The following is a 26,278-nucleotide window of genomic DNA, read 5'->3' on the forward strand; positions in this document are numbered from 1 at the left end:
CAATGGAGGGTTTCAAGAGGTTATGAAAAATGAAAAAGCATTTTTGAGAGACGTGCAAAATGAAAGGGACGAAAGAAATGTCCCCATTGATATGGTTGGTATAAGAGGATTGAAGTATCCCATAGTGGTTCTTGACAGAGCAAATGGCAGGCAAAGAACAGTGGGAACTTTTGATCTTTTTGTTGATTTACCGCGCGATTTCAGAGGCACCCATATGTCGCGCTTTGTGGAAGTGCTGGATAGGCATAATAACCGCATAACTCCTCGCAACATGGAAAGCATTTTACGGGATATGAGAACTTTTCTAAAAGCCGATGTCGCTCATATTAATGTTTTCTTCCCCTATTTTTTAAGAAAAAGCGCTCCCATAAGCGGGATTTCAAGTTACAGCTCTTTTATATGCGGTTTCATTGCCCGCTTGAATGAGGGTTTTGATTTCATACTCGAGGTAAATGTCCCGGTTATGACAGTATGCCCTTGTTCAAAAGAGATAAGCGAAAGGGGAGCCCACAATCAAAGAGCAAATGCAAAGGTAAGAATAAGGATGAAATCACTGGTCTGGATTGAAGAAATCATAGAAATTGCAGAATCATCAGCTAGCGCCCCTATTTTCAGCCTGTTGAAAAGAGAAGATGAGAAATACATCACAGAGCTTTCATATGACAATCCGAGGTTCGTTGAAGATTTATCCCGGGAAATCGTATTACGTCTTGAAAAGGACCAGAGAATTACGTGGTACAGGGTCGAAGTCGCAAGCCAGGAGTCGATCCACAATCATGAAGCCTATGCTTGCATAGAGAAGAGAGGAATATGAAAGCCTTTTTGAACAAAGATAAGCGCGTGAAAATAGAGAGTTATTTAAAATTCCTTATTTCTTCCCGACACAATCTCACTGCAATTAAAGATCCCACTGAAGCTTATCAAAAGCACTTCCTCGACATTTATCTGCCGCTTGAAGGGCTCAATTTAAAAGGTAACTTTATTGACATAGGCACAGGAGGAGGCGTGCCCGGGATAATATGCGCAATACTCTTTCCAGAAAGTGAGTGGACATTGCTTGATTCTATTGGTAAAAAGGTGAAAGAAATTGAAACCTTTATCTCAAGATTAAATCTTAAAAACGTACGCGCTGTTTGTCAGAGAGCTGAAGAGCACGCAGTTCTAAACAGGGAAAAGTACAGCGGGGCTTTCATGAGAGCAGTTGCCAGAGCTGATATATGCCTTGAGTACGCAGCTCCCCTGATTCATATTGGTGGGAGAATATACTTGTACAGAGGTCCCGGCTGGAAAGAAGAAAAGGATGCTGCAGAACATGCCGCCTCTCTTCTTGGTCTTTCAATTGATAGAGTTATAGAGTACAAAATTGAGGAAAATATAAAAAGAAATCTTGTTATCTATAAAAAGGTCTGTCCAACACCTGTTGAATTTCCTAGAAAAACCGGTATTGCCGTAAAAAAACCGCTTGGAGGGAAATAAATGAAGGTTTTCATTGATGCTCCTCGCAAAGGTGCAACAAACATGGCCATTGATATGGCGCTGAGCCACTGGGTGACTACAAGCCAGAACGAAAGCATTGTTTTGCGGTTTTATCGCTGGGATCCTCCCTGCCTTTCCCTTGGCAGAAATCAACATATTGATGCGATTAATGTAGATTACCTTAACGAGATGGGCTTTGATCTGGTTAGAAGGCCAACAGGTGGAAAGGCAGTACTTCACTGGGTGGAATTAACTTACAGCTTTATAGCTAAAAGCGTAGATAAGAGGATCCCAAGAAACGTTGTCGATTCTTACATGAAAATATCCACCGCTCTTAAAGCAGGGCTTAACAGCATGGGTTTTCCTGTAGAAATAAATGAAAAAAAAGCTTCCGAAATCTCTGACATATGCTTTCAGGTCCCTTCAGTCAAAGAACTGGTTATCTTCGGGAAAAAGCTTGTTGGGAGCGCTCAAACAAGAAAAAAAGGGGCATTACTGCAACACGGATCAATCCTATTACGAGCCATGCCCGATGAATATCTCTCCTGCTTTCATGAGTTATCGAAAGATGAAAGACAACGCAAAAAGGTAAAAAATAGTATGATAGGTTTAGAGGATTATTCAAAGAAAAAAGTGAATATCCCGGAACTCATCGAGAATCTTATGCTGGCATTTTCAATAATTTTTGAAGAGAGAATTGAGATTGCAGATTACAACAAACTCGGTCCCGAATTTTCTGAAAAGCTCGATCTTTATGAAAGGATGTTCGATTCATATGAGTGGAACTTCAAAAGGCAAACTATGGATAGTCTCAACACCAATAGGTAATCTTGAAGATATGACCTTAAGAGCGATAAGGATATTGAAGGAAGTTCCCATTATCCTCGCGGAAGATACCAGAAGAACCTCAACTTTGCTTAAAAAAATCGGAATAGAAGGAAAAAAATTGATTTCCTTTAATGCCCAAAATCAAAACCGTCGTTTACCACAGATCCTATCTCACATAAATGCGGGGCAAAATATAGCCCTTGTAAGCGATGCGGGCACTCCCGTTATTTCTGATCCTGGAAGCAAATTAATTTCAGAATGTCATAAATTTAAGATTGAAACCGATATCGTTCCGGGTCCCAGCGCAGTTACTTCGGCTGTTGCTATCAGTGGATTCCCGGGTACTCATTTCGTTTTTCTGGGCTTTTTACCTCGCGGCAAAAACAGGAGAAGGCTCTTTAGAAAGATTGCTGAAGGGTTGTATGGTGAAGCGCTTATGGTTTTCTTTGAGTCGCCTCAACGCATCAAACAATCACTGAAAGAGTGGCTGGAAATTGTTGGTGATAGAGAGTGCTTTATAGCAAGGGAATTAACAAAGATTCATCAGGAATTGATACGGGGTCCTATTAGTGAAATCCTGAAAAATCTTCCTGAACAGCTTAAAGGTGAAATAACCGTGGTGATCTCTGGAAATTCATTAAAAAAAGATAACTCGTATTGATGTATTTCTTACAGGGGGGACAGTATGGTCCAGATTTTAAGGAATTTTCTGACATTAACTCCCGCAATAATAATTGCTATATATTTTCATGAAATAGCGCATGCCAGGTTATTCAAGAAGACAACAGAAAGCAAGAGAGATTTTTCCCTCATAGGTTGTGTGGATCCTCTGGGATTGTTAATGTACTATATATTTCAATTCGGCTGGTCAAGACCTTTTCCCATAAACTACTGGAAATTAAAGAAACATGGATTGACCAAAACTCTCTTTACTATAATAAGCGGGCCTGCGGTTAACCTGTTTGTCGGAATTGCGGCGGCATTGCTTTTCAAATACAGTGGGCTGTTCAAGTATTCTACATTCTTTACCGGTGGTTTAGAACGCAATTATATGCTTTCATATCTTTCTGACGTGTTGTACTGGATCATGGTAGTAAATTTGAAAACTTCCCTTTTCAATTTATTGCCTTTTCCACCTTTGGATGGGGCAAGGCTTATAGAAATCGCAACTCCTGACAATCAAGTAGACTGGTTAGCGAAATTTGAAGTTTACGGCCTTCTATCGCTCGTAGTCCTTTCAATTTTGGGAATAATTCAATTGATTATGTGGCCTGTAAGCAGGCTGGTTGAGTTCATCACAGGTCTTATAATTTAACTCTGTGCTGCCTTTGATGCTTGATTCGTATATAGTAAACGCCCACACGTACTCCCAACCAGAAAAAGGCTCCAGCAAAAAGTAAGAGAATTATAAAGGGAGAAAAATACCATGGATAAGCATAAATAGCTTTCTCGTAAAGATTACCGCCTATATCTTCAACTTTAACAACAACTTTTCTTCGGATAATGGAAAAGGGGATATCAATTAGCGCTTCTTTTTCGCCATTTAGATCACGCTCTGTGCCATTAACAAATAACCTTTTTAACCCAAAATCGTCTTTAAAAAGAACCTTACGTGTTATAAAGGGTCCTGCCTTTATCTGAACTTCAGCAGGTTTGATGTCGTAAATAATCTCCACTTCTTTTTCAGTGCTGTTTCCCGCTTCATCAAAAGCTTCTATCTTTATTAGTTTTGCCGCACCTGGTTCAAGAATAACCGAAAAACCATATCTATCATTCGTTTTGATAGCAGCTTTGTCGTTTACAGTTACTTTCGAAACTCCATAATCATCATGTACCTCAAATTTGAAATCGGTGCTTTTGTCTTTTGTGACTAGTTTTTCAGGCAGTAATATCTCGGGAGGATTCATATCCCGAATTATATCAATTGTCCTTGCAGTTATGTTCCCGGCAACATCTCTGATCCCTATATTTATCACATTATTCCCCATATTCGGGAGTATAACCGGGAAAACTTTTGTTGAATAAGGATAATTTTTGCCGTTTATCATCAAGCCAGCCAATCCTGTATTGTCTCTTGCATCTATATGGAGCAGTACTTCGTCGTTGCGAGTCACCTCAGGATACTGAACACTGAGAATTTCAGGCGGCGTGAAATCCCCTATAACCAAAAATTCGTTGAGTGTACTGTTCCCGGCGAGATCTTCAATTTTTATTTTTATGATATTATTACCACTGGAAATAGCTACCGGGAAGTCAAATTCATATTCCTCTTTTCCTTCCAGAAACAAAGCTTTATCTCCAAGCTTGATGCTCTGCAAGCCGACGTTATCGGATACTCTGCCCGAAAGCACTATCTCGTCCGAAGATGTGAATTGTGGTATATCAGACATGGATAAAAGGGGCGGGGAATCATCGAGAAAAATCGTATACGGCGTTGGTTGAAAAATTCTTCCAAACACGTCTTTATAGCTTATGTTGATTTTGTTGTACCCTTCATTTAAAGCAATGGGAATAACCAATCGCGGGGAACTCATTTTTACTATCCTGTTTTCAACGCTTACGAAATCGAGAAGTATACCACCTTGATATTCAAATTCAAGATTGTAGTTTTTCTTATTTGTAAGAGGGGGAATATCCATAGATAATTTTGGTGCTGGGGGTTTGGAAAAAATAACTATTCCCGAGGTTAACTTGTAATCAACGTATGACGAAACGCAGTATAGCCAGTTTCCGGTATCCAGGTGATCAGAATCAAAGAACACATTTCCTGGTGAATATTCAACATTCCTTGAAAAGGCCTGTTCTTTTCCAGAGCCTATTTTTTTGAAGTTGAGTGGGATCCGATTCAAAGCTGGTTCTCCCGCGATATCGAAAGAAACCTCCGCGCCGCCATCGTTCACTGGATTTCTACTTAGAAACCACCTTACATTCCACGATGGAACTGAAATCTGGAAAGCTTCTTTTTCGCCATTATTAAAACTTATGGTTATTTCGCTTTCCTTAAATTCACCGAGCCCCTGAAATTTCATCAGCGTAGCTTCAGAAATTTCATTCAATATTTCCTGTAACATCTCCGATAAAATCTGTTTCTGAACAGTATAAAAACCCCCGAATCTGATATTCTGCAAAATTCTTATTGGGGCGGAGTTGTCTTTCCAGTTTCCTAAAAACAAAGGAATGACACCGCTTTCTATCAACAAGCCAGCTGCTTCTTGATCTGACAATTTGCTACCATTATCTCTTCCATCTCCAAGAACTATGAGGAATCTCACATCACCCTGCTCCTTCATGCTTGTCCCCGCGAAACCCACTCCATCTATTAGACGTTGAGTTTCTGAAAAATCGTGTACAACTTCAGATGAGAGGTTCTTTTCAAAGAATTCAAGGCCACATTCTGGAACTCTCAGATTGATCTCTTCACCAAAAGTCCAGAGACTGAACGAAGGACTGATGGAAAACTTGTCGCTAAACTCCCTGAGCATTTCAATCGAAAGAATCTCTGATAAATCAATGCCTTCCTGCACAAGAAAAGCTATTGAAACTTTTGAATTGATATGCAGCGGTTGCGATTCAAAGTTTCTCATAAGCCCGTTTATTTCAAGGGAAGATATACCCTTTCCATTCTGCCGTAACAGAGCTTTTATTGCAGGGTAATCTGATGTATCAAAACCCAAAGTATTCATTTCATCAGCAGTGCCAAGAATTGCAAGAATTAAGAACAAGGCAAGAACAAGTTTTTTCATCTTTCCTCCAATCTTTCAGAAATATACTCTATCACCTCTTCAAGGGCTTCTTGCAAATCATTGTCATAAGTCAATGTAAATCCCGCCGCACGTTCATGGCCGCCTCCACCAAAAGCCTTTGCGACCTCACTCACATCAAAATAGCTCTTCGAACGAAGGCTAACATGGGCTTCCCCTTTAAAACTCTCTGAAGCAAAAAGGGCAACTTCAACTGTTGAGATTGAACGGAGTTGAGAAACAAACCCTGAAAATTCATCCTCACTCAAACCGTACCTATCAAAATTCCGCTTTTCAAGAAAGGAATAGGCGAATTTCCCAGAGCAGCTCACTTTTAAATTGTCCAGAGCATCTCTTTCCAGGTAAAATTCTTCCAGTTTTTTGTTCTCAAGAATTACACGGGCCACATATGCAGGATCTGCACCATACTTAACCAAACAGGCCACATCTTCAAAAACAGTTGAATTAACATTGCTGTATCTGAAAAACCCTGTATCGGTTGCTATGCCTAAGTAATTCAACAATGCGAGCTCTTCATCAAAGTTTACATCCATTACTTGCATTAATCTGAAAACCATTTGAGCGGTACTGGAATAATTAGGTGAAACCCAATTGACGTTTCCGAAATATGTATTTGTCTTGTGGTGATCTATTAGCACGGTGCGCACATGTGTTTTTAAGACCCTCTGAAATCCACCAATTCTATCTGGAGAAGATGAATCGACTATAATCATCAAATCCGGTAATTCCAGATCCGGAGAATAACAAACTAGTTTATCAGTATGTGGAAACCCCATATAGATTGAGGGAATTTTCCAGTCAACAGCAGGGGTAACCTTTTTGCCAAGGCTTGAAAGCCCGCGATAAAGCGAAAGAACAGAAGAAATGCAATCCCCATCAGGCATTATATGACCACATACGAGTATTTTTTCAGCCTGTTCAATCTCAGAAATTACAGCACTGACATTTCTCACAATTTCTCCTCCTTAAAGGCGTTAAGAGCGATCGTAACAATTTTGCTGAATTTGGATCGAACTTTCTGAGCCGTTTCAACCACTTCATGATGATCTAACTTCTTGTCCAGAATTCCAGAAGCCATGTTTGTTATGCATGAAAATGCCAAAGCCTTTATTTTGCAGTGAGAAGCTGCTATCAGCTCTGGAACAGTAGACATGCCAACCATATCAGCACCAAAGCTTTCATAAGCCTTTATTTCAGCAGGAGTTTCATAAGAAGGACCCGTTACAAAAATATAGGTACCCTGCTTCATATCTATATCAGCACTTTTTGAAATGCGCTCCACTTTTTTCAACCATTCCCTGTCAATAACTGACGACATATCAGGAAACCGAACCCCGTATTCTTCTTTGTTTGGGCCTATAAGAGGGTTGTTAAAGCTAAAATTTATCACATCTGTTATGGCTACAATATCTCCAGGAATAAAACTCCTATTTATACCACCTGCTGCGTTTGTTACAATAAGGCGCTCGATACCCATCTCTTTGAAAATATATATGGGCTTCACAACATCCTGTATAGCATGTCCTTCATAAAAATGAAACCTCCCATCCATTGCAATAACCGCTTCTCCACTTAATCGTCCAACAACAAATCTCCCTCTATGACCTTCAACGGTACTTCGGGGGAAAGATTCGATCTCGCCGTAATCAACAGAAATGGCATCTTCAAATTGCCCCGTTAAATATCCAAGACCGGATCCTAAAATCAGACCGATGGTAGGTTTTACTTTGGATTTTGCAAGGATTTTTTCAGCAGCTTCTTCAAAATCCATTATCTCATCTCCTCCTGTTTGTTTAAAAGATTTTTTCACTAATTGATTATATAACAATATGTGGTACAATACTCAAAGTCCATTGACTTTGAGCTTAGACAACAATATAATATGTGAGACTGAAAGGAATATACGGAAGGAGGAGATCTTTGTGAGTCCCGAAGAAATTTTTGAAAAGGTTAGAGAAATAATTGCGGAAAAGTTGGGAATTGAAGTCGACGATATCGAACTTTCATCGGACCTTACCGAAGATCTTGGTGCAGACTCTCTTGATCTTGTCGATCTGGTCATGGCTTTTGAAGACGAATTCGGAATAAAGGTGGAAGATGAGCAAGTAGAAAATATTAAAACCGTAGAAAACATTGTTAGCTATGTAGCCAAAGTCCTCGGTGCTGATGATGAGGAATAAATAAAATTGTGGGGGGCTTCTCCCCCCATTTTTGGAGGTATAAGCTTGCCTCAGAAGATTTCATATATCGTTAGCGAAGATTCCAATTATAATCGCCTTGACAAATTTCTCAGGCATAAATTGAAAGACTTTAAACTATCATCTATTTATAAACTTCTCCGAACCGGCTGCATTCGTGTCAACGACAGTAAAATCAAAGATCCCGCTTATAAAATCGAAATTGGAGATAAGATAAGTGTTGAATATACCGGAAACATCGAGCATCTCAAGAGGCTTAAAGAATTAAGAAGACCTATACCATATGAATTCCCATTTAATATACTTTATGAAGATGAAGAGCTTCTGATAATAGATAAACCACCTGGAATCTCAATGCATCCAGGCAAAGGAGTACAGGTTATCACGCTTGTTGAAGGATTGATGGGATACGGTAATAGAAAAGGGTTCAAACCTTTCCTGGTTCATCGTCTGGATAAGCACACGTCAGGAGTGCTATTAGTTGCTAAAAAATTGGATACTGCAAGGAAGCTTGCTGAGCTTTTCAGAAACCATAAGATCGACAAGTATTACTTGACCCTTGTAAAAGGGCACCCTGTAAATGAAAAAGGGTATATAAAACAGGAAGAAAAGGGTATTACTGAGGAGCTTATATACAATGTGAAAGAGCTCTTTGACAGCAGCTCACTTTTGATGATAGAGTTATTAACCGGTAAAAAGCATCAAATCAGGCGTCAGTGCGCTTCAATTGGGCATCCCGTTGTTGGCGACAATGTATATGGAGACAGAAATTTCAACCGTGAGTTCAAGAAGAAGCACGGGCTTCGAAGGTATTTTCTGCACTGTTTTAAGATGTCTTTCAGGCATCCCGTTTCAGGAAAACCTATCCAAATCATTTCAGAACTACCCGATGATTTGGTGAGAGTTCTGAAGTCTCTAAGAAGCTCATGAAAAGAAAATTTGCTTTTTTAACAATTGTTTTCCTTTTCTTTTTTAATTGTTTCGCTATCGAAGCTGACCTCACTTCAGAGGAAATATCCGCTGTCTATAAGGAATTGCAAAATCTTTTTCATTTGAGCCCTTCATATTCACTGGTGATAGATGAAAACGCGGAACACTCACATTCTGTGGATAACGACACAGGCTATTATAAAATAGTAATAAGAAAGGACGAACTGGGACTTCCCATTCTCGCACATGAGCTTGCGCATATTTTCTTTTTTGAGCTATTGGCAACTAAGAATATAAAGCCAGAGGAAATTCCTTTATGGTATCATGAATTAGTAGCCCTATGGTTTCAGCAGCATTTTCAAAAATCCGGCAGTTATCGTATTCTGGATTTCAATACTATTTTTTTCCCTTTTTTGCAATATCAGAGTAACTACCCACAATCGAAAAAACTCGATGCATTTTACGGAGCCCTTGACAGCTTTGCTGAATATTTATCAAAGAGATACGAGTTCCAGGATTTTGTTGTAGAAACCGTTGATACGTATATACAATTGAAAGATTTTACTGCCGCTGTTAATGAGGTTTTTGAAGAAAATATCGATAATCTGATATCCAGTTGGAGAATTCATAAACTCATACCTTATCTTTTATTTTTGGCTATTGTAGGTTTTTTCATGTATCTGGCCTTGGGAAGGGGAGATAAGCATTGGCGGGAGTTAGAATTCGATCCAAAAATTCCAAAAAGCGAAGAATGAAAAGAGCAGCTGTAAAAAGAAGGAACATACCTCTGATATTTGCTGTATTTCTTCTTTTGTCTGTTCTGATGCTCCTGTCCTATTTTCCAGATCGTTCGAGCGCAGAACAATCAATATCAAAAGCAGCTATGCTGTTGGAAGAGCATGTTGATGGCGTTCAGGGTTTCCTGTTAGATTCCCCCGAAGGTACTCCTTCAGAGTCAAAAATAATTCTACTGGATCTTAGCAGGTATAAGGAACCAGAATATCTGAAATCCATTTTCGAACTGCATAAAACCATAATACTTACCGGAGCATCGTACTTCAAACCAGAAGAACTCGCTGAGATGCTCGATCATTATAGGCTTATGACGGGATTTATGGAATTTGACGAAAGGGGCATGTACGTAAAAGAAGTAATAAAGGCCAGGAAATACCCTGAATTGGTCTTTAGAGTACATATGATCAAGCCGAAGGAGTATCCTAACTACGATATTGAATCCGCTGTTTTGAGATACGTTAGAGCCGTTCGTGAGCGCAGTGTAGACGTGCTACTCTTTATGAAAGGCGATTCTTTAACGCTAAACTATGACGAACTCGTCAAAAGAACATACTCTCGCTTGAAAGCAGAAAAATTGCTTAGCGATTCTGTGAAACCTTCACGATTTCCCCTGACAAACTCATCCGCGCTGGGATTTTTGACAGGGCTGTTCGCTCTTTTAAGCTGGAATCTCGTAGTAGCAGTTGGTTATATTATTGCAATAATCTTTTCTCATACACTATCTTTGACTTATCTTGCGATTTTTGGATCTATTTCTCTGTATTTTTTCATCATGAGAAGCGCAAGAAGGCAATTATTCAAACCCTGGCTTGCTTATATTTTCATATTTGCTTCTTCTCTCGGGTTAGGTCTGGCAATAAACGCTCAGATGGTATCACCAGCTTATCAAAATGGCATTCTCCTCTTCCGGGGAGTTAAATTCTCCCTTTTAACTCTTCCGCTACTGGTCTTCACACTGGAATTGTTGAGAAGACCCGTTAAAAGGCTTGCTCTTGGAGATTACATATTGTTAATTCTCTTTGCAGCTGGTGGAATTTATTATCTTTTAAGAAGCGGTAATTACTCTCTTGTGTTAAATGTCGAAAGACGTTTCAGGGATTTTCTCGATAACCTCTTGATTGTAAGACCCCGGTTTAAAGAAATAATTGGTTATCCTTTTTTGATACTGAGTATCTATGGAATTCACACAAAGAATGGCCTTTCAAGAGCCATCATCGCTTCAATAGGAAGCATTCCAGTAGTATCGGTGGTGAATACCTTTTGCCATGCTACCGCACCTCTTTGGACACTGGTACTAAGAAGTCTCTATGGTTTTATATTTGGAAGTATAGTTGGCTTAATTGCTTATTATATAATCATATTTCTGAAAACAAAAATGAACCGAAACAACAGTGAAGAGTCAAATACAATGCAGGGGATTCCAGAGGAAAATCTGGAAAAGGAGGGATAGCATATGAGCAAAAAGGGAATTGTTTTTGTATTGTTTGTTTTATTAGCAGTGATTTCCTTCAGTGCGGTTGGATATGATCTGGAAAAGGTAATAATTGTACCAATACCTCAAGAGTTCGAAGTGTCCATATGGCTTGATAAAGACCCGGGTTCTTTGTACAAAAACGGGGAAGCAGTAAAAGTTTTCTTCAAAACCAATGCGGATGCATATGTAACTATATATGACATCATGCCTGATGGCAAAGTGCAATTGATCTTTCCAAACAAATACGATACGAACAATTTCGTGAAAGCGAACAAGGAATACACTCTACCTACAGACTCCGCAAAACTCAGTTACCAGCTCCTGGTATCTGGTGAAAGCGGAATGGAAATATTTCAAATTGTTGCTTCCAAAAAGCAGTTGCCATTCTTGAAGTCAGCTATTGAAAAATTCTCAAAAGAAGCTTTTCCACTTTTTGAAGACCTTGCTGATACTCTCGTGGAAAAGCTCGTTAAACCCTTTGTCGAAAAGGAAGAATATGCAGTTGCCCAGACGTATTTTTATGTGAATACACGACCAGCCCAGGGAACGCTATCAGTTAATAGTTCACCTGCAGGTGCTAATGTTTATATCGATGGAAGTTATTACGGAACAACACCATTGAGAGTTTCTCTTGCTGAAGGTGTTCACCTTGTCAATCTGTATAAATCCGGGTATTCTCCTTTTTCTAAACAGGTGAATATCAGGGCAAACATGACATCCTATTTAAATGTGGCACTTTCCAAAACACAAAAGCAGAAATTCTCAGTTGGAATAGACAGCAACCCTTCAAATGCAAAGGTTTATATTGATGGCGTTTACAGAGGAGTTACTCCGCTGAGTGTGGAACTCACTGTCGGCGCTCACACTCTGGAATTGGAGAAAGAGAATTATGAGAAATACACCGAAACGATAAATGTATCAGGGCCCGTAAGCAAATTCATCAATTTAAGGTTCCTTGGTTATCTCCTTAGCATTTCTTCCGATCCTTCAAATGCCGAGGTTTATATTTCGGGTGAATATGTTGGAAATACACCATTACAAAAAAGGGTGTCAAAAGGTTGGTATAGAATAGTTGTGAAAAAAGATGGCTATCAGGAATATTCCAAATTAATAAATATAAGCAATGATGCAAATCTGAAGGTAAATCTTGAAAGGATAACACCTCCAGAAGGCACCGTCTTCATGAATTATGCCCAGGAAAGAGTGAATATATATGTTGATGGAGTATTTTATGGCGTTTCTCCCGGCTCAATAAAGCTGCAACCCGGATCACACAAAATACTCGCTGTGAAAACAGGATATCAAACTCAGGAATACAACCTGAACGTCAATGCTGGCTCTGAATATTACCTGAGCATTTCTTTGATACCTGAAATGAAGCCTGTAATTTTGAGAATCACTACATCTCCCGCCGATGCAAGGGTATTTATTAACGGGGAGGAAATCGGAAAGAGCCCGATTACGGTTGATCTTGACCCCGGATATTACGAACTGCTGATCATAAAGGAAGGTTACCATTTCATAGCACTGGCCAGGTATTTCCAGGAAGGAGATTATTCTCTGAATTTCGACCTGCAAAAAATTGAAGAATAGAACACTGGATTAATCACCGGGGATTTCCCCGGTGATTTTTTTTACCTCGAAATCCTTCAGCTCTTTCCAATCACCCGGCTTGAATATTTCAGGTAGCACAAATTCTCCTATTCTGACCCTTTTAATTGAAGTTACCTTATTTCCACTGGCTTTTACCATTCGTTTTATCTCATGAAACTTCCCTTCTGTCAAAATAAGCAAAATTTTTCTTCCATCAAGCCTTGTTACTTTTTTCGCTTTAAGAATGTCATCTCCACAACTGATGGGCTTATTCATCTTCTCTATAAAATCTCCATCCGGTTCACTTTCTAACTCCACAATATATTCTTTTTCAATGTTGTTTTTCGGACTGATGACTTTATGAACGAATGACCCATCATTACTCAACAAGAGCAGCCCTTCGGCATCTTTGTCTAGGCGTCCAGCAACGGAGAGTTCTTTGCTATAAGGTGCACAGATTAATTCAAAAACATTTCTGCCTTCTTTAGAACTTCTTGAGGATACATATCCCGAAGGTTTATAGAGCGCGATGTAAATATTGCCAAAGGCTTCTAGCTTTTTGTTATCAAGACGAACGTTATCGCGTTTACTGACTTTATATTCAGGCTCTTTGACAATTTTTCCATTGACTTCTACTTTGCCTCCCTTTATGAACCTCCGGCTATCTCTTCTACTGATTCCCGCAAACTTCGATACATATTTGTCTAACCTAAAAAAGTTCTCCATAGATTCACTCCTTCAAGTCAATTTTAACGCCATTACTCCTCGAAAAAATTAATACAGAATGGTATAATTTTTTCAAAAGGAAAAAAAGAGAGAAGGTGGAAATATGAGAAAGGAGTGGGTGCTCCATAAGCCTGATGATACTCAGGTTTCTCGTTTGGTTGAATATCTTGGAATTGACCCTTTCCTTGCTAGACTTCTGGTAAACAGAAACATAACCGATGAAGTCGAGGTAAACAAATTTCTAAATCCTGATGCTTCTCTGATGCATGATCCCTTCCTGATGAAAGACATGTCCACAGCAATTAAAACTATCATCGAAGCAGCGGAACGGGGTAATTCAATAGTCATTTTTGGAGATTATGATGTAGATGGAGTAACCTCGACGGCATTGCTATATCTAACGATGAAAAAGCTGGGATTTAACGTGAGTTATTATATTCCATTGAGGTTAGAAGAAGGGTATGGCCTCAGTAAAGATGCGATTACCGAATTATACGAACAAGGGCATCGCCTTCTAATAACTGTTGATTGCGGAGTAACTTCTGTGGAAGAGATCAAACATGCTAAAGAACTGGGATTCAAAGTGGTTGTGACTGACCATCATGAAGTAAAAGAAAGCCTTCCCCCTGCTGAAGCCATTGTAAACCCAAAAAGGCCTGATGACGAATATCCATTCAAAGGATTAGCCGGTGTTGGGGTAGCGTACAAAGTTCTTTCTGCCTTAAACGAAACCCTGGGTTTTCCGCTTGATCCTCAAGATTACCTTGACATAGTTGCCCTGGGAACCATCGCAGACATAGTGCCTTTAAAGGACGAAAACAGGTATATCGTTAGGGAAGGAACAAAAAAGATACAAAACCATCCACTTTTAGGTCTAAAAGCTCTATTGAGTTATCTCAGGCTGAATGCAGAACATCTTACCGCGCAGGACATCGCCTTCAAAATCGCTCCCAAACTAAACGCAGCCGGTAGAATGGATTCAGCTATAGTTGCCCTTGAACTGTTAATTAGCAGAAACCACGAAGAGGCAATGAAAGCAGCCAGTCGCTTGCTTCAGCACAATCAGAACCGACAGACGATAGAGGCAAAGATATTCGATCAGGCAATAAAGGAAATCGAAAAGAATAAGGCATATAAAAAGGATAAAGTGCTGGTCCTCTCCGGTGAAAACTGGCATCTTGGTGTTCTTGGCATAGTCGCATCCAGGCTTGTGGGAATGTATAACAAACCTGTATTCCTCATCTCTACTTCCGGCGAGGTTGGAAAGGGATCTGCTAGAAGTCCTTCTGGAATAAGCATTATTTCTCTTCTTAACAACATTAATTCCTTGCTAAAAGAATACGGTGGTCATGAAATGGCGGCAGGACTGACCATCGAAAAGAAGAACATCCCGCTGATGAGGAAACTGGTTAATGAAGCTTATGTTGAATTATATGGTAATGAACTTCCGGTGCATGTCGTGGAAGTTGATGCAGAGCTTTCCCTCGATGAACTTAACAGCGAAAAATTAGGGGAAATCCAGCTTTTAAGGCCCTTTGGACATTCAAATCCTGAGCCCAAGTTTCTGATCAAAAACTTAAACATTGAAAAAGCCAAGACCTTTGGAAATTCTGGAGATCATGTCAAATTGATACTGCGCTCCGGTGATAGAAAAGTACTTGCAATTGGGTTCGGTATGAACCGTCTTTTTGATGAGTTTAAATATGTGAAACCCAGTCTGCTTAAAATGGACGTAGTGGCGAGTATAAAAATGGATAACGGCTATGGTCTTGAAGGAATGAAACTCTCCATAAATGATGCAAAGCTTTATATTGACCCCGTCTTTGAAGAAGAGGTAAAAGATAAGAATTTCGTTTTCGAGTTCATTAGAGACTGGAAGAATCAAAAACCTGATCTGAGTAACTTCCAAACAGATGTGAGCTCTCTGGTGAATAATCTGGAAAAGCATCTTTCTCACAAAGCTCCCGAACTTTTACAGATGACTACGCGGAAAATCTGGGGGGTATTCGGAAGCATAAGATTGAAGCATCCTCTTCTGGCCTGGAGACTTTTAAGCAACTACCATTCCGGCAAGCGTACAGTTGTTATATCAAGCATCAACGGTACTCTTGCGCATACTTATTATTCTCTTCAACATTATCTTGATCCCATAAAACCGGTATATGCCAACTCACTTTATAAAGGTGCTCTTGATGCTGAAGTGATATTCACCACCTTACCCTTTTTCAACGAAAACATTACAACATTCAAGGAATTCGATGAAATCATCTTTGACGAGCCTGCATATATCATTTCCGGGATATATAGCAATCACCCTGATCTGGAAGCCTTAATGAAGAATCTGAATGTTGTCATAGATAAATCAGCTTTTATCGGTAGCGTTTTTACTAAAGAACTGAAAGATTTTCTCAACAGCAAAAGAATTTCGTATATTTACAAACCTGCTTATATAAAACGAGTTGGGATAATCGACAACAGAGGGACAAGGAAAAAAACCGATCAAATACTTTCTCTTGTAAAGCACGGGGAGAATGTTGCAATAATCGTTGATTCCCCTCATAAAACCATATCTCTGGCAAAAGTTCTTGGAACAAAGCTTTCACATACACTGCAAAATGGTGAACTGATTTTCTATAATTATCTTCTTAGAGACTTTCAAAGAGCTAATATTTACTCGCTGGTGGAAAGGCAAAAAATCAAAGTTTTAATAACCACGCCTTCCAACGATGGTCTTGGTGTTATGCTTGGAAATTCAAACATCGTTTTTTATAGCGCACCAAGAAATTTCCTCGAACTTCTCGATTCAGTAACCGCAAGACCCGGCGAAGACTCTGAACTCTTCTTGAATTTAAGCTTCAACAAGAATGATCTTCAGTCAAATGTAAACGAAATAGATAAAATCTTCCCTACTATTGAGGAATTACAGGTGATTTATCAGGACATCTTTGATGTCCTCCCTGCAGATGAACGTGATATTACCAGAGCACTTAGCTTTGAAAGCGGCCTTGCGCGTGTATATCTCTCTATCCTCGAAGAAATGGGGGCTGTGCGTCAGGAAGAGGATCTTTGGTATTCCGCAAACGGAAAACTCTTTTCTTCAGAGAGAATAAAGAAAACGCTCAGGTATAGAGAGGGGATTGCTGAAAAGCGTATGACCAGATGGTTTGCTTCAAAGCTTTCAACCACCACGACACGTTCATTGCTTAAAAGCCTTGGTGACGGAACCGAGGTGTTAAAAATTGTGTGACACCCTGGTTCTAAATGGACTGCTAATTGTCGCGCAAAAAGATGCGCGGAAGGCCCTGGAAATACTGAGAAAGGCACATTTCTTTGTCAAGCTTTTTCCTACACCACCAGCAGCTTTTGCAGGCTGTTCAATTTCACTGGCTTTGAACTCAGAAAATCTGAAAACCGCCAGGGAAAAACTGGAAAGCCTTGGAGTAAGGGTTTTGAAATCACTTTATCTGGATAAAAATATCATTGGTGAATTCTATGAACATCCTGGGTATTGATTACGGCGATTCAAAAATTGGCCTTGCACTGTCATCAGGTGAATGTTCTTCACCTCTGGCCGTTATTTCTCATGATGGCTATAAAAAAAAGCTCCTGGAACTCATAAAAGAAAAGACTGTCGAAACCATAGTTGTAGGACTTCCTATATCTATGTCCGGAAAATATAGTAATTCTTCCTTAAAAGCCGTATCTTTTTCTGAAAAAATAAAAAAGCTTACCAGATTGCCTGTCTATATGGTTGATGAAAGACTATCCAGCGCTTTTGCGAATACCATTATGAAGTTGTCGGGTACGAAAAAGTCAATGGAAGACGCTGTAAGTGCTGCGGATATTTTAGATAGATATATCAGGAATCCTTCAACGGGCTATGAAATAAAAGAGAAATTCCCCACATGCAGAATTGATACAAATCAACTATCGGGAAGAAACATACTCCTGTACAATCCTTTGTCGCCTATAATCCAGGGGATTGAAGAAATTGATTGTGAACGTGTTGATATATACTGCGAGCATCCACAGGTTTATTTGCATTTCAAAAGTAAAGGATTTCTTCCAAAGAATTTACGAGACGAGCTCGAACTTTCCTGTTACGATATAATTGTTATCGGTGAAAATACAGACCAGGGCATTTTCGAAAGTTTTACAGGCACTTTCTTTCGGTTGTTGTGCCCGTAGCTCAATGGATAGAGCGCTGGACTCCGGATCCAGAGGCTGTGGGTTCAACTCCCACCGGGCACACCAGTTTATTAAGTACAGGAGGTATACAGATGAGAAAAGGAGACCTGGGCATTGACCTCGGAACATCATCGCTACTTGTATTCCAGAAAGAAAAAGGACTGGTTATTGATGAACCCTCTGTTATAGCCGTTGAAAAGAAAACGAAGAAGATAATTGCAATAGGTAAGGAAGCAAAGGAAATGATGGGGAGAACTCCTCATGATATTGAGGCGGTAAGGCCTATAAGAGATGGTGTAATTGCCGATTACACCATAATTGAAAAGGCTTTGCAGGAATTGATACATCGGACGCGGCAGCGTTTTTCTTTTACCAAACCCTCTGTGGTCGTTGGTGTGCCTGCAAAGGTCACAAGCGTCGAAAGAAGAGCGGTAATTGAAGCCGCTTTGAGCGCCGGGGCAAATAAAGTGTATCTTGTTCTGGAACCAGTTGCTGCAGCGGTTGGCGCGGAGCTTGATATCTTCGATTCGATAGGTTCATTGGTTGTGGATATCGGTGGTGGTACTACAGACATAGCCGTAATAAGCCTGGGTGGGATTGTCGTTTCAAAGTCTCTAAGAATCGCTGGTGATGCAATGGATGAAGCTATTATTAAATTTATAAAGAAGAAGTACAAATTCTTTATCGGCCTGGCAACTGCAGAAGAAATAAAGACAAGAATCGGAAAAGCCTTCCCTTCAACTGAAAATTACGAGTTAGAAGTTAGAGGACGGGATGCCATAACAGGCTTACCTGGAAATATCCGCATAAATTCCGAAGATGTCCTGGAAGCAATTATGCCCATACTTCAAGACCTTGTTTTGAGCCTTAAACAGGTGCTTGAAGAAACCCCTCCTGAAATAGCCTCGGACATAATCGATAGAGGAATTGTGCTTACAGGAGGAGGTGCCATGATAAATGGCCTTCCCGAACTTTTTATTCAGGAAACAGGCATTAACACCATCCTGGCACCGGACCCAAGAACCTGTGTGGCTTTTGGGCTTGGAAAACTCCTTGACAACGATCTAAAGCTTGAAAGGGTTTCAGCAGGCAATAAATAAATGAAAATAGGGCTCATTTAACGAGCCCTATTTTTCTGTATCTTCTTTCCCACTCTCAAAAAATATAACGAAAACACAATTCCAGCTACTATTCCCAGCGACATCCGTATAATGTTAGGCACAACGGGCCTGAACAAAAGATCCGGGATAGACCCACTCATAAGCCCTGCAAGGAACATAAAAGTAGCCACCTTTTTCCTCTCAATCAAAAAATTCAAAGCTTTGCTCATAAAAACTATTCCAATTATTATTCCCGAACCTATTGCAGTGATTATATATAAATCATGTGCATTTATAGCTGCTATTGCTCTATGATATTCGCCGAGTAACAACAAGATAAATGCGCCACTAATTCCCGGCAAAATCATAGAAGATGATCCCAGCATTCCAGCAAGAACATCATATGACAATCTTGCAGCAGAATGTTCCAGCAAACTTTTCTCAGTGCCATTTACGGCTTTCCCGAAAAACGCCAGCGATAATACAAAGAAGGCTCCAATAAAAAAAGCAATCCAGTGGCTTTTACTCTTCTTTTCAGTACCTGCTTGTGAAAAAACTGATGGTATTCCACCAACAACAAGACCTGTGAAAAAACCATAAGTGGCTGATGGATAATTCACTATAATAATTTCCACTAAACGGGAAAAACCTATTATACCTATAATAACGCCTGCCGCAATTTCCAGTAAAAAAATAATCTCTCTTTTTGATGCCTTGAAAGACAAAAAATCGCTAATTGCATGAATCAATCTATCATAGATCCCCCCAAGAAGAGCCACAGTCCCTGCACTGACACCGGGAATCAGGTTTGCTATTCCCATTAGAAAACCAATAACAGAATTAAACAAGAGTTCACCTCCTCGGGAATAATTCTAACAAACTGGAATAAAACCGTAAATTCCACAAAATTTGTCGGTATTATGATATAATTAGTCTGAAAAGCTCAAAAGCAGTTTACTGGAGGGGATTTATATGGCATTACTGGAAATCATCGATCTTCATGCAATGCTTGCAGAAGAAAATCTTGAAATACTTAAAGGGGTAAATTTACAAATCGGTCCAGGACAAATTCACGCTGTAATGGGACCCAATGGGAGCGGAAAATCGACACTAGCAAATGTAATAATGGGAAATCCAAAATACAAAATAACCAGTGGAGATATTCAGCTTGAAGGTGAAAGCATACTTGGACTTACTGTTGATCAACGAGCAAAGAAGGGTATTTTTCTTTCATTTCAGCACCCACAAGAAATTCCTGGAGTAAGACTAAGAAAATTCCTTCTCTCGGTAAAACAATCATTGGGAAGCAATGAACCTCTATTGAAAATGAATAGGGAAATCGAAAGTCTTGCTGATGAGGTAGCGCTAAACAGGGAATTTCTTGAAAGGTATTTAAACCTGGGATTTTCAGGTGGTGAAAAGAAAAAAAGCGAAATATTACAATTTGGCTTTCTAAAACCAAAAATGGCGATACTAGATGAAATAGACTCAGGTCTGGATGTTGATGCTCTGAGAAAAATTGCAGAAGCAATAAACAAATTTAAAAACGAGGGTATGTCGATATTGCTGATTACTCATTATCAGAGGTTGCTTGATTACATTACACCCGATCAGGTACATGTTTACGTAAATGGGCAAATTGTAGCGACTGATGGTCCTGAACTGGCAAGAAAGATAGAAGAAAAAGGATATGCCTTTCTGCTCGAAGGCATAGAGAGGTGAAACACGTGAGAAAGAACATCAATGTTGATGAATCAAAATTTAATTTTAAGAGCAATACCGACTATGCATTCAAGAGTTCTCCGGGGTTAAATGAGAAAATCATCAGGGAAATTTCCGAATATAAATCAGAACCATCATGGATGCTCGAAAAGCGTCTGGAAGCTCTCAGAGCTTTCCACAACATACCAGAACCCAACTTTGGAGTTGACAGGAGCCAGTTAAATATAAACGAAATAATCCCTTACATAAGGCCAAATGCAGCCAAAGAAGCATCATGGGACGAGGTTCCTGAAGAGATTAAGAACACCTTTGAGCGTCTCGGTATACCCGAGGCTGAAAGGAAGTCTCTTGCGGGTGTTGGTGCACAATATGATTCGGAGGTTGTATATCAACATATCCGTGAAGATCTGGAAAAACTCGGCGTTATCTTTCTCGATATGGAAACCGCTGTGAAAAAATACCCTGAATTGGTGAAGAAGTATTTTATGAGATTGGTTCCAGCAAGTGATCACAAATATGCCGCTCTCCACGGGGCAATCTGGAGCGGTGGGTCATTTGTATACGTTCCGGAAAATATCAGAGTGCCATTGCCACTTCAAGCATATTTTCGAATGAATCTGGCAGGTATGGGGCAATTTGAACATACTCTGATAATAGCCGATAAAGGTAGTGAATTACATTTCATTGAAGGTTGTTCGGCTCCAAGGTATAACGTGCATAACCTCCATGCTGGCATGGTGGAAATATATGTAATGGAAGGAGCAAAAGTAAGGTATTCCACCATTCAAAATTGGTCCAAAAACACCTTTAATTTGAATACTAAAAGGGCAATTGTTGAAGCTGAGGGTACTATGGAATGGGTATCCGGATCTTTGGGGAGCATGAAAACCATGCTTTATCCTGCTACCATTCTTAATGGCCGTGGTGCCAAGGCAAACCACCTCGCAGTAACTTATGCTGGAGCGGGACAAATGATGGACACAGGTTCAAAGGTAATTCATCTTGCACCTGGCACAAGTTCAACAGTTGACGCAAGAAGTATAAGTGTTGGAGGCGGCTGGGCTTTTTACAGAGGTCTTTTATATATCTCTGAGAAAGCAAAAAATTCAAAAGCATCAGTAGAATGTTCTGCACTTATGCTTGATAATTTCTCAAAATCCGACACAGTTCCAATAATCGATGTCCGAACAAACCAGTCGGATATTGGACATGAAGCCAGAATAGGCAGGATAAGCGAAGATCAGATATATTATTTAATGACCCGTGGCCTTACCGAGGCAGAAGCAAAAGCAATGATAGTCAGGGGCTTTATGGAGCCCATTTCAAGGGAGCTTCCCATAGAATACGCGGTTGAGTTGAATAGGCTGATAAATCTTGAAATCGAGAAGAGCATAGGTTAGGGGTGTTTGACATGAGTATAGAGAGAACCCTCAATTTGATTCATAATGAATTTGAAATGATCGAACCCATGCCAGAAGTGCTTGACATTGAGGAATATACCGAAGAGGACTTTCTGGAAACATGTGCAGGTTGCTCAGAATCCTTAATAGCTTTTAAGCGCAGGGCGTACGATGAATATAGGACTTTAAAATTCCCGGCCTGGAAGAGAGCATCATTGGACAGCTTCTCTTTGAAGCGGCCTGTCCCCGGTGTTGAATATGAATTAACGGGCCCAGAGATATATAAGAGTATTTCAGAAATGGATCAATCGGAGGAATCCCTTATAAGAAAACTCGATTTTCAGGGTTCTGATAGGAAATTCACACTGTTGGCGGATAGCTTTTCAAAGACTGGAATAATCGTTCGCACAAAAGAAAATACCTACTACGGGGAAACACTCTTTTGCAAAACCTCATCAGAAAGTGCAATTGCATCGAACCTCATTGTAATTGAAGAAAATTCTAAGCTGGATATCATCTTCTATTCCCGCGGAAGCGATCTCAGCGTTATTACAAACCGCTTCCTGATAAAAAAGGGAGCACAGCTCAATGTGCTTTTTGTGAATCTTTCATCTGCAAAATCACATAGCATTTTCAACAATTATTATGTCCTTGGGGAAAAAGCGAATCTTAGACTATATGATATAAACTTAGGTGGAACTGTCCTGGCTCCCTATCATCTCATAAAGACAGCTGGAAGGGGAGCTTCAGCTCGTATAAAGCCTATCTTTTTCCCTACAAATAACGAAAAAATAGATATGCTATACCTTGGAAGGGTAGATGCCCCTGAATCCACCACTGAAATTGAAGGAATCGGAGCTGTTTCAGGAAATTCAAAGGCGGTTTTCCGGGGTTTTGTTGATATAAAGAAAGGAGCGAAAAATTCCAGCGGTACTGAACACTCCAGTACTATTATCCTTTCTGATAAGGCAACTGTACAAGCTATTCCTGGCCTATTTGTAGACGAAAATGAGGTTAACGCATCTCATGCAGCTTCCGCTGGAACAATAGAAAATGATAAGATTTATTATCTTATGACCCGCGGTCTTACAATGAACGAAGCTTTGAAGCTCATTGTGAATGGAGCTTTTGAACCGGTGCTTCAGGAGATAGAGGAGATATTTGGTAATGAAATTCCCGGGGGTGTTCGTGATGTCCTCAGTAAAAGAATTGGATGAATATTTCAAAAAGTTGAAAGCTGACTTTCCCATCTTTTCAGAACGGCCTGATTTGGTCTATCTTGATAACGCAGCAACCACACAAAAACCCAGTGCTGTAATAGAAAAGTTAAGACACTTCTATGTTACGGCAAATGCCAATGTACACCGTGCAGTTTATCGACTTGCGGAAGAATCTACTGCTCTTTACGAAGAATCAAGAAAAACTGTTGCCGACTTTATCGGGACGGCTCCTGAAGAAATTATATTCACCCGTGGAACAACCGAATCTCTGAATTTACTGGCTTATTCTCTGGGACTGTCCGGAAAATATAAATCCTTTATCGTACCGCTTTTCGAGCACCATAGCAATTTCGTCCCCTGGCAACAAATTGCCCATACATTGGGCCTCAAATTTTATCCTGTAAAGATTCATGGAGGAGAGCTCTTTTTAGAAGACGTTGAAGCGATTGTAAAAAGCTGTGAAAAACCTTTCGTTTTCTCCATGACCGGCTTAACGAATTCTCTGGGATATCGAGCGCCCTTTGAAGCAGTTGCTAAATTGGTTCATTCAGCTGGGGGGATCTTTGTGCTCGATGCCGCTCAGCTCATTCCTCATGAAGCTTTTGACTTCGCGGCTTCTGATATTGACTTCCTTGCCTTCTCAGGTCACAAAATTCTTGGACCGACAGGAATAGGCGTCCTGGCTGGTAAGAAGGAGCTGCTGGAACAAATTAGACCTTTTCAGTATGGTGGAGAAATGATTGACAAAGTAGGGGAGCAAGATACAACCTTTGCACCAGTACCATATAAGTTCGAAGCTGGAACACCTAATATTGCAGGCGCAGCAGGACTTGCTGAGGCTTTGAAATACGTTAAGAATATCAGCTATGAAAAAATCTCGAAACACATTGAAAACCTGACTAAAAACGCCATCGAAAAGCTTTCTGTAATTCCCGGGCTAACTCTTTATTGTCAGAAAAATTGCCACGGAATTATAAGCTTTTCTCATGAGAACATACATCCCCATGATCTCGCAGAACTGCTGAGCAGATTATCCGGCGTTGCCGTTCGCAGCGGCCATCATTGCTCTCAACAGCAATTAAAGGTTCTTGGAGTTTCTTCTCTTTGTAGAGCTTCTTTTTATCTATATAATACTCATAACGATATTGATAAATTGGTTGCAGGAATACAAGATGCTTTGAGGTGGTTTTCATGAGACCAGAAGATCTTTACTCTGACGTGATCATGTTTCACTACAAAAACTCATCCCATAGAGGTGCCCTTGAGAATCCAACTGCTGCGCAGGAAGGATCAAACCTCTCCTGTGGAGATTCTCTTCGCCTTTATATTAAAACGAATGGTGATACTATCAACAAAGTGACTTTTGATGGCCACGGATGTGCTATCAGCGTAGCATCGGCTTCCATTCTGGCAGAGCTTATTGAGGGAAAATCCAAAAATGAAGCCAGTGAGATTATTCAAGAATTCTACAAAATGATAAAGGGCGAAGATTTCAATGCAGAGCTCCTGGGAGATGCCGTGGTTTTTGAAAATCTCAAACAATTTCCCATCAGGGTCAAATGTGCCACATTAGCCTGGCATACTCTTGAGCAACTACTGAAATAGTTTTTAGCAAAAAAAGAACCGGTGTTTGCACCGGCCCAAATTCTGCTGAAGTAACCCTCTTATTGATTATATAACTTTTTAGTATGAAAATTCAAGACAGCATTGCTTTCTCGAATAAACTTATTGAAAGTCACCAATACAACAGCCTGATAAATACCGTATAGTACCTATGTGATTTCAGTTTGCTGAGCTTTGAAATGATATAATTTCACAAGAGACACTTTAAAACTTTCGCGATTATCTATTCTATCAGATGGGGGGATCGATATGGATTTCGATAAATTGACTGAATTGCTATTTGTCCCGGGAATTTCCGGACGCGAGGAAATGATCCGCGAAAAGATAATCGAATTGCTTCCAAAAGGTATTCCTTACCATGTTGATGATCTTGGAAATTTGATAGTTGAGATTGGTCAGGGTGAAGAGACAATAGGGTTCGCGGCTCATATGGACGAGCTCGGCCTTTTAATCACCGGGGTAAATTCCAATGGGACCCTGAATTTCAAGAAAATCGGGGGCATTCCCGATGAATTGCTGGTTGGAAGGCATCTTGATGTAATAAACTCCTCGGGGGAATCCATTGATGGTGTTATAGGATTTCTTCCTCCCCATCTTTCAAAAAATGCCGTCAAACCTGAACCTGTAATTGACGTTGGTGCGAGCACCCAAGAAGAGGTAAATACATTGGGAATAGAGGTTCTGGATTACGCCGTCTTCAGAAAGCAGGTTTCCATTCTAAATGACAGGTTTGTAGTTGCAAGAGCTCTCGATGACAGGTTCGGATGCACCGTTCTTCTTGAATTTTTAAATGAAGCTATAACCATGGACCTCAATAAAAAGCTTCTTTTTGTGTGGACGGTACAGGAAGAAGTTGGATTGGTCGGGGCACAGGCAATAGCTTCGCAATACCATCCCGCTTTATTCTTCCCTATTGATTCATTTGCATGTTGTTCTAAACTCACAGGAAGCGTAAAGCCTGGAAAAGGACCCGTCCTTCGAATGAATGACAGCATTTCAATAGCTTCTTACGACCTCGGGAAGCGCTTGATATCGCTTGCAAAGGAAATGAACATTCCATTGCAATTCGGAGTTACAGGTGGAGGAACGGACGGGGTTCCCTTTCAAAGGCGGGGAATAAAAATGGTTCCTTTGAGCCTTGCATTGAAAAACCTTCATTCAGAAGTTGAATATATGTCGATTGAAGATTACGATAGCCTGCTAAAATTACTCAAAGAAATAGCAAAGAATTTTTAGATCGCATC

Annotated in this window: 25 protein-coding genes and 1 tRNA gene; 21 read left to right on the forward strand and 5 right to left on the reverse strand. The window is 40.1% G+C overall.

Translation table 11 applies throughout. The features are described 5' to 3' along the window. The first annotated feature begins 22 nt into the window (after positions 1 to 22). From folE2 to AT15_RS03760, 5 genes are read left to right on the forward strand one after another with little or no spacing between them, the layout of a single operon-like run. Positions 23 to 814 (forward strand): GTP cyclohydrolase FolE2, encoded by a 792-nt coding sequence (folE2, locus tag AT15_RS03740; protein ID WP_068346489.1) that lies wholly within the window; start codon positions 23 to 25, stop codon positions 812 to 814. Continuing rightward, on the forward strand, positions 811 to 1,476 hold the full coding sequence (gene rsmG / locus AT15_RS03745; protein WP_068346491.1) for a 16S rRNA (guanine(527)-N(7))-methyltransferase RsmG: 666 nt from the start codon (positions 811 to 813) through the stop codon (positions 1,474 to 1,476). Before folE2 ends, rsmG begins: the two co-directional genes overlap by 4 nt. Then, entirely contained in the window at positions 1,477 to 2,304 is an 828-nt protein-coding gene (locus tag AT15_RS03750; protein WP_068346493.1) for a lipoate--protein ligase family protein, read from the forward strand. After that, the gene (gene rsmI / locus AT15_RS03755) at positions 2,252 to 2,965 is read left to right on the forward strand and encodes a 16S rRNA (cytidine(1402)-2'-O)-methyltransferase (protein WP_068346495.1); all 714 of its coding nucleotides are present in this window, start codon (positions 2,252 to 2,254) and stop codon (positions 2,963 to 2,965) included. Before AT15_RS03750 ends, rsmI begins: the two co-directional genes overlap by 53 nt. Positions 2,966 to 2,989: 24 nt before the next feature. Beyond that, positions 2,990 to 3,619, forward strand: a complete 630-nt coding sequence (locus AT15_RS03760) for a site-2 protease family protein (protein WP_068346496.1) — start codon at positions 2,990 to 2,992, stop codon at positions 3,617 to 3,619. Here the strand turns inward: AT15_RS03760 and AT15_RS03765 are convergent. Genes AT15_RS03765 through AT15_RS03775 form a run of 3 tightly spaced genes read right to left on the reverse strand, consistent with a single transcriptional unit; the run spans position 3,609 to position 7,836 of the window. Further along, positions 3,609 to 6,047, reverse strand: a complete 2,439-nt coding sequence (locus AT15_RS03765) for a hypothetical protein (RefSeq protein WP_068346499.1) — start codon at positions 6,045 to 6,047, stop codon at positions 3,609 to 3,611. The two genes, AT15_RS03760 and AT15_RS03765, sit on opposite strands and share 11 nt — an antisense overlap. After that, entirely contained in the window at positions 6,044 to 7,018 is a 975-nt protein-coding gene (locus AT15_RS03770) for a DHH family phosphoesterase (protein WP_235598491.1), read from the reverse strand. The genes AT15_RS03765 and AT15_RS03770 overlap by 4 nt, the downstream gene beginning before the upstream one ends. Beyond that, complete coding sequence (locus AT15_RS03775) at positions 7,015 to 7,836, reverse strand: purine-nucleoside phosphorylase (protein WP_068346503.1); 822 nt, start codon at positions 7,834 to 7,836, stop codon at positions 7,015 to 7,017. The genes AT15_RS03770 and AT15_RS03775 overlap by 4 nt, the downstream gene beginning before the upstream one ends. Positions 7,837 to 7,987: 151 nt before the next feature. On the opposite strand from AT15_RS03775, the gene acpP reads away from it, so the two are divergent. From acpP to AT15_RS03800, 5 genes are read left to right on the forward strand one after another with little or no spacing between them, the layout of a single operon-like run. Then, a complete protein-coding gene (gene acpP, locus AT15_RS03780; protein ID WP_068346505.1) occupies positions 7,988 to 8,245 on the forward strand; it encodes an acyl carrier protein in 258 nt (85 codons plus the stop codon). A gap of 45 nt (positions 8,246 to 8,290) precedes the next feature. Continuing rightward, on the forward strand, positions 8,291 to 9,193 hold the full coding sequence (locus AT15_RS03785; RefSeq protein ID WP_153019697.1) for an RluA family pseudouridine synthase: 903 nt from the start codon (positions 8,291 to 8,293) through the stop codon (positions 9,191 to 9,193). Then, the gene (locus tag AT15_RS03790) at positions 9,190 to 9,948 is read left to right on the forward strand and encodes a hypothetical protein (RefSeq protein WP_068346507.1); all 759 of its coding nucleotides are present in this window, start codon (positions 9,190 to 9,192) and stop codon (positions 9,946 to 9,948) included. The genes AT15_RS03785 and AT15_RS03790 overlap by 4 nt, the downstream gene beginning before the upstream one ends. Next, positions 9,900 to 11,438, forward strand: coding sequence for a DUF5693 family protein (locus AT15_RS03795; RefSeq protein ID WP_153019698.1), 1,539 nt, complete (start codon positions 9,900 to 9,902; stop codon positions 11,436 to 11,438). Before AT15_RS03790 ends, AT15_RS03795 begins: the two co-directional genes overlap by 49 nt. A gap of 3 nt (positions 11,439 to 11,441) precedes the next feature. Further along, positions 11,442 to 13,055: a PEGA domain-containing protein gene (locus AT15_RS03800; protein ID WP_068346512.1), complete on the forward strand. Its 1,614-nt coding sequence runs from the start codon at positions 11,442 to 11,444 to the stop codon at positions 13,053 to 13,055. Between the two features lie 9 nt (positions 13,056 to 13,064). On the opposite strand, the gene AT15_RS03805 is transcribed toward AT15_RS03800, so the two are convergent. Beyond that, positions 13,065 to 13,781 carry a pseudouridine synthase gene (locus tag AT15_RS03805; protein ID WP_068346514.1) on the reverse strand — a complete coding sequence of 239 codons (717 nt, stop codon included), beginning with the start codon at positions 13,779 to 13,781 and terminating at the stop codon, positions 13,065 to 13,067. Between the two features lie 103 nt (positions 13,782 to 13,884). On the opposite strand from AT15_RS03805, the gene recJ reads away from it, so the two are divergent. The 5 genes from recJ (at position 13,885) to mreB (ending at position 19,069) form a co-directional block, all read left to right on the forward strand. Then, positions 13,885 to 17,028 (forward strand): single-stranded-DNA-specific exonuclease RecJ, encoded by a 3,144-nt coding sequence (recJ, locus tag AT15_RS03810; RefSeq protein WP_068346516.1) that lies wholly within the window; start codon positions 13,885 to 13,887, stop codon positions 17,026 to 17,028. Beyond that, the gene (locus AT15_RS03815) at positions 17,021 to 17,293 is read left to right on the forward strand and encodes a putative Se/S carrier-like protein (RefSeq protein WP_068346518.1); all 273 of its coding nucleotides are present in this window, start codon (positions 17,021 to 17,023) and stop codon (positions 17,291 to 17,293) included. Before recJ ends, AT15_RS03815 begins: the two co-directional genes overlap by 8 nt. Then, entirely contained in the window at positions 17,274 to 17,969 is a 696-nt protein-coding gene (ruvX, locus tag AT15_RS03820) for a Holliday junction resolvase RuvX (RefSeq protein WP_068346520.1), read from the forward strand. The genes AT15_RS03815 and ruvX overlap by 20 nt, the downstream gene beginning before the upstream one ends. Then, positions 17,960 to 18,035, forward strand: a tRNA-Arg gene (locus tag AT15_RS03825). The genes ruvX and AT15_RS03825 overlap by 10 nt, the downstream gene beginning before the upstream one ends. Before the next feature lie 26 nt (positions 18,036 to 18,061). Further along, a complete protein-coding gene (gene mreB, locus AT15_RS03830; protein WP_068346522.1) occupies positions 18,062 to 19,069 on the forward strand; it encodes a rod shape-determining protein in 1,008 nt (335 codons plus the stop codon). A gap of 17 nt (positions 19,070 to 19,086) precedes the next feature. Here the strand turns inward: mreB and AT15_RS03835 are convergent, their stop codons facing one another. Then, complete coding sequence (locus AT15_RS03835) at positions 19,087 to 19,917, reverse strand: DUF368 domain-containing protein (RefSeq protein ID WP_084251445.1); 831 nt, start codon at positions 19,915 to 19,917, stop codon at positions 19,087 to 19,089. Positions 19,918 to 20,041: 124 nt separating this feature from the next. Here AT15_RS03835 and sufC point away from each other — a divergent pair, with 124 nt between their 5' ends. The 6 genes from sufC to AT15_RS03865 all read left to right on the forward strand — a co-directional run bounded on the left by sufC (position 20,042) and on the right by AT15_RS03865 (position 26,270). Further along, positions 20,042 to 20,791, forward strand: coding sequence for a Fe-S cluster assembly ATPase SufC (sufC, locus tag AT15_RS03840; protein ID WP_068346524.1), 750 nt, complete (start codon positions 20,042 to 20,044; stop codon positions 20,789 to 20,791). 5 nt (positions 20,792 to 20,796) lie between these two features. Further along, the gene (sufB, locus tag AT15_RS03845; RefSeq protein WP_068346526.1) at positions 20,797 to 22,191 is read left to right on the forward strand and encodes a Fe-S cluster assembly protein SufB; all 1,395 of its coding nucleotides are present in this window, start codon (positions 20,797 to 20,799) and stop codon (positions 22,189 to 22,191) included. A gap of 11 nt (positions 22,192 to 22,202) precedes the next feature. Further along, positions 22,203 to 23,408, forward strand: a complete 1,206-nt coding sequence (locus AT15_RS03850; protein ID WP_068346528.1) for a SufD family Fe-S cluster assembly protein — start codon at positions 22,203 to 22,205, stop codon at positions 23,406 to 23,408. Then, the gene (locus AT15_RS03855; protein WP_068346530.1) at positions 23,383 to 24,606 is read left to right on the forward strand and encodes an aminotransferase class V-fold PLP-dependent enzyme; all 1,224 of its coding nucleotides are present in this window, start codon (positions 23,383 to 23,385) and stop codon (positions 24,604 to 24,606) included. Before AT15_RS03850 ends, AT15_RS03855 begins: the two co-directional genes overlap by 26 nt. Next, positions 24,603 to 25,016 (forward strand): Fe-S cluster assembly sulfur transfer protein SufU, encoded by a 414-nt coding sequence (gene sufU / locus AT15_RS03860; RefSeq protein WP_068346533.1) that lies wholly within the window; start codon positions 24,603 to 24,605, stop codon positions 25,014 to 25,016. The genes AT15_RS03855 and sufU overlap by 4 nt, the downstream gene beginning before the upstream one ends. Positions 25,017 to 25,283: 267 nt before the next feature. Further along, complete coding sequence (locus tag AT15_RS03865; RefSeq protein WP_068346535.1) at positions 25,284 to 26,270, forward strand: M42 family metallopeptidase; 987 nt, start codon at positions 25,284 to 25,286, stop codon at positions 26,268 to 26,270. Positions 26,271 to 26,278 lie beyond the last annotated feature (8 nt).

It is taken from the genome of Kosmotoga arenicorallina S304, from assembly GCF_001636545.1.
In the GTDB taxonomy this organism is placed as follows: domain Bacteria; phylum Thermotogota; class Thermotogae; order Petrotogales; family Kosmotogaceae; genus Kosmotoga_B; species Kosmotoga_B arenicorallina.

Excerpts from the sequence above, each read along its gene's own strand:
- folE2 (WP_068346489.1), top strand. The coding sequence starts at position 23 with ATGAAAAATGAAAAAGCATTTTTGAGAGACGTGCAAAATGAAAGGGAC.
- rsmG (WP_068346491.1), top strand. The coding sequence starts at position 811 with ATGAAAGCCTTTTTGAACAAAGATAAGCGCGTGAAAATAGAGAGTTAT.
- AT15_RS03750 (WP_068346493.1), top strand. The coding sequence starts at position 1,477 with ATGAAGGTTTTCATTGATGCTCCTCGCAAAGGTGCAACAAACATGGCC.
- rsmI (WP_068346495.1), top strand. The coding sequence starts at position 2,252 with ATGAGTGGAACTTCAAAAGGCAAACTATGGATAGTCTCAACACCAATA.
- AT15_RS03760 (WP_068346496.1), top strand. The coding sequence starts at position 2,990 with ATGGTCCAGATTTTAAGGAATTTTCTGACATTAACTCCCGCAATAATA.
- AT15_RS03765 (WP_068346499.1), bottom strand. The coding sequence starts at position 6,047 with ATGAAAAAACTTGTTCTTGCCTTGTTCTTAATTCTTGCAATTCTTGGC.
- AT15_RS03775 (WP_068346503.1), bottom strand. The coding sequence starts at position 7,836 with ATGGATTTTGAAGAAGCTGCTGAAAAAATCCTTGCAAAATCCAAAGTA.
- AT15_RS03790 (WP_068346507.1), top strand. The coding sequence starts at position 9,190 with ATGAAAAGAAAATTTGCTTTTTTAACAATTGTTTTCCTTTTCTTTTTT.
- AT15_RS03800 (WP_068346512.1), top strand. The coding sequence starts at position 11,442 with ATGAGCAAAAAGGGAATTGTTTTTGTATTGTTTGTTTTATTAGCAGTG.
- AT15_RS03805 (WP_068346514.1), bottom strand. The coding sequence starts at position 13,781 with ATGGAGAACTTTTTTAGGTTAGACAAATATGTATCGAAGTTTGCGGGA.
- recJ (WP_068346516.1), top strand. The coding sequence starts at position 13,885 with ATGAGAAAGGAGTGGGTGCTCCATAAGCCTGATGATACTCAGGTTTCT.
- ruvX (WP_068346520.1), top strand. The coding sequence starts at position 17,274 with ATGAACATCCTGGGTATTGATTACGGCGATTCAAAAATTGGCCTTGCA.
- mreB (WP_068346522.1), top strand. The coding sequence starts at position 18,062 with ATGAGAAAAGGAGACCTGGGCATTGACCTCGGAACATCATCGCTACTT.
- sufC (WP_068346524.1), top strand. The coding sequence starts at position 20,042 with ATGGCATTACTGGAAATCATCGATCTTCATGCAATGCTTGCAGAAGAA.
- AT15_RS03850 (WP_068346528.1), top strand. The coding sequence starts at position 22,203 with ATGAGTATAGAGAGAACCCTCAATTTGATTCATAATGAATTTGAAATG.
- AT15_RS03855 (WP_068346530.1), top strand. The coding sequence starts at position 23,383 with ATGTCCTCAGTAAAAGAATTGGATGAATATTTCAAAAAGTTGAAAGCT.
- sufU (WP_068346533.1), top strand. The coding sequence starts at position 24,603 with ATGAGACCAGAAGATCTTTACTCTGACGTGATCATGTTTCACTACAAA.
- AT15_RS03865 (WP_068346535.1), top strand. The coding sequence starts at position 25,284 with ATGGATTTCGATAAATTGACTGAATTGCTATTTGTCCCGGGAATTTCC.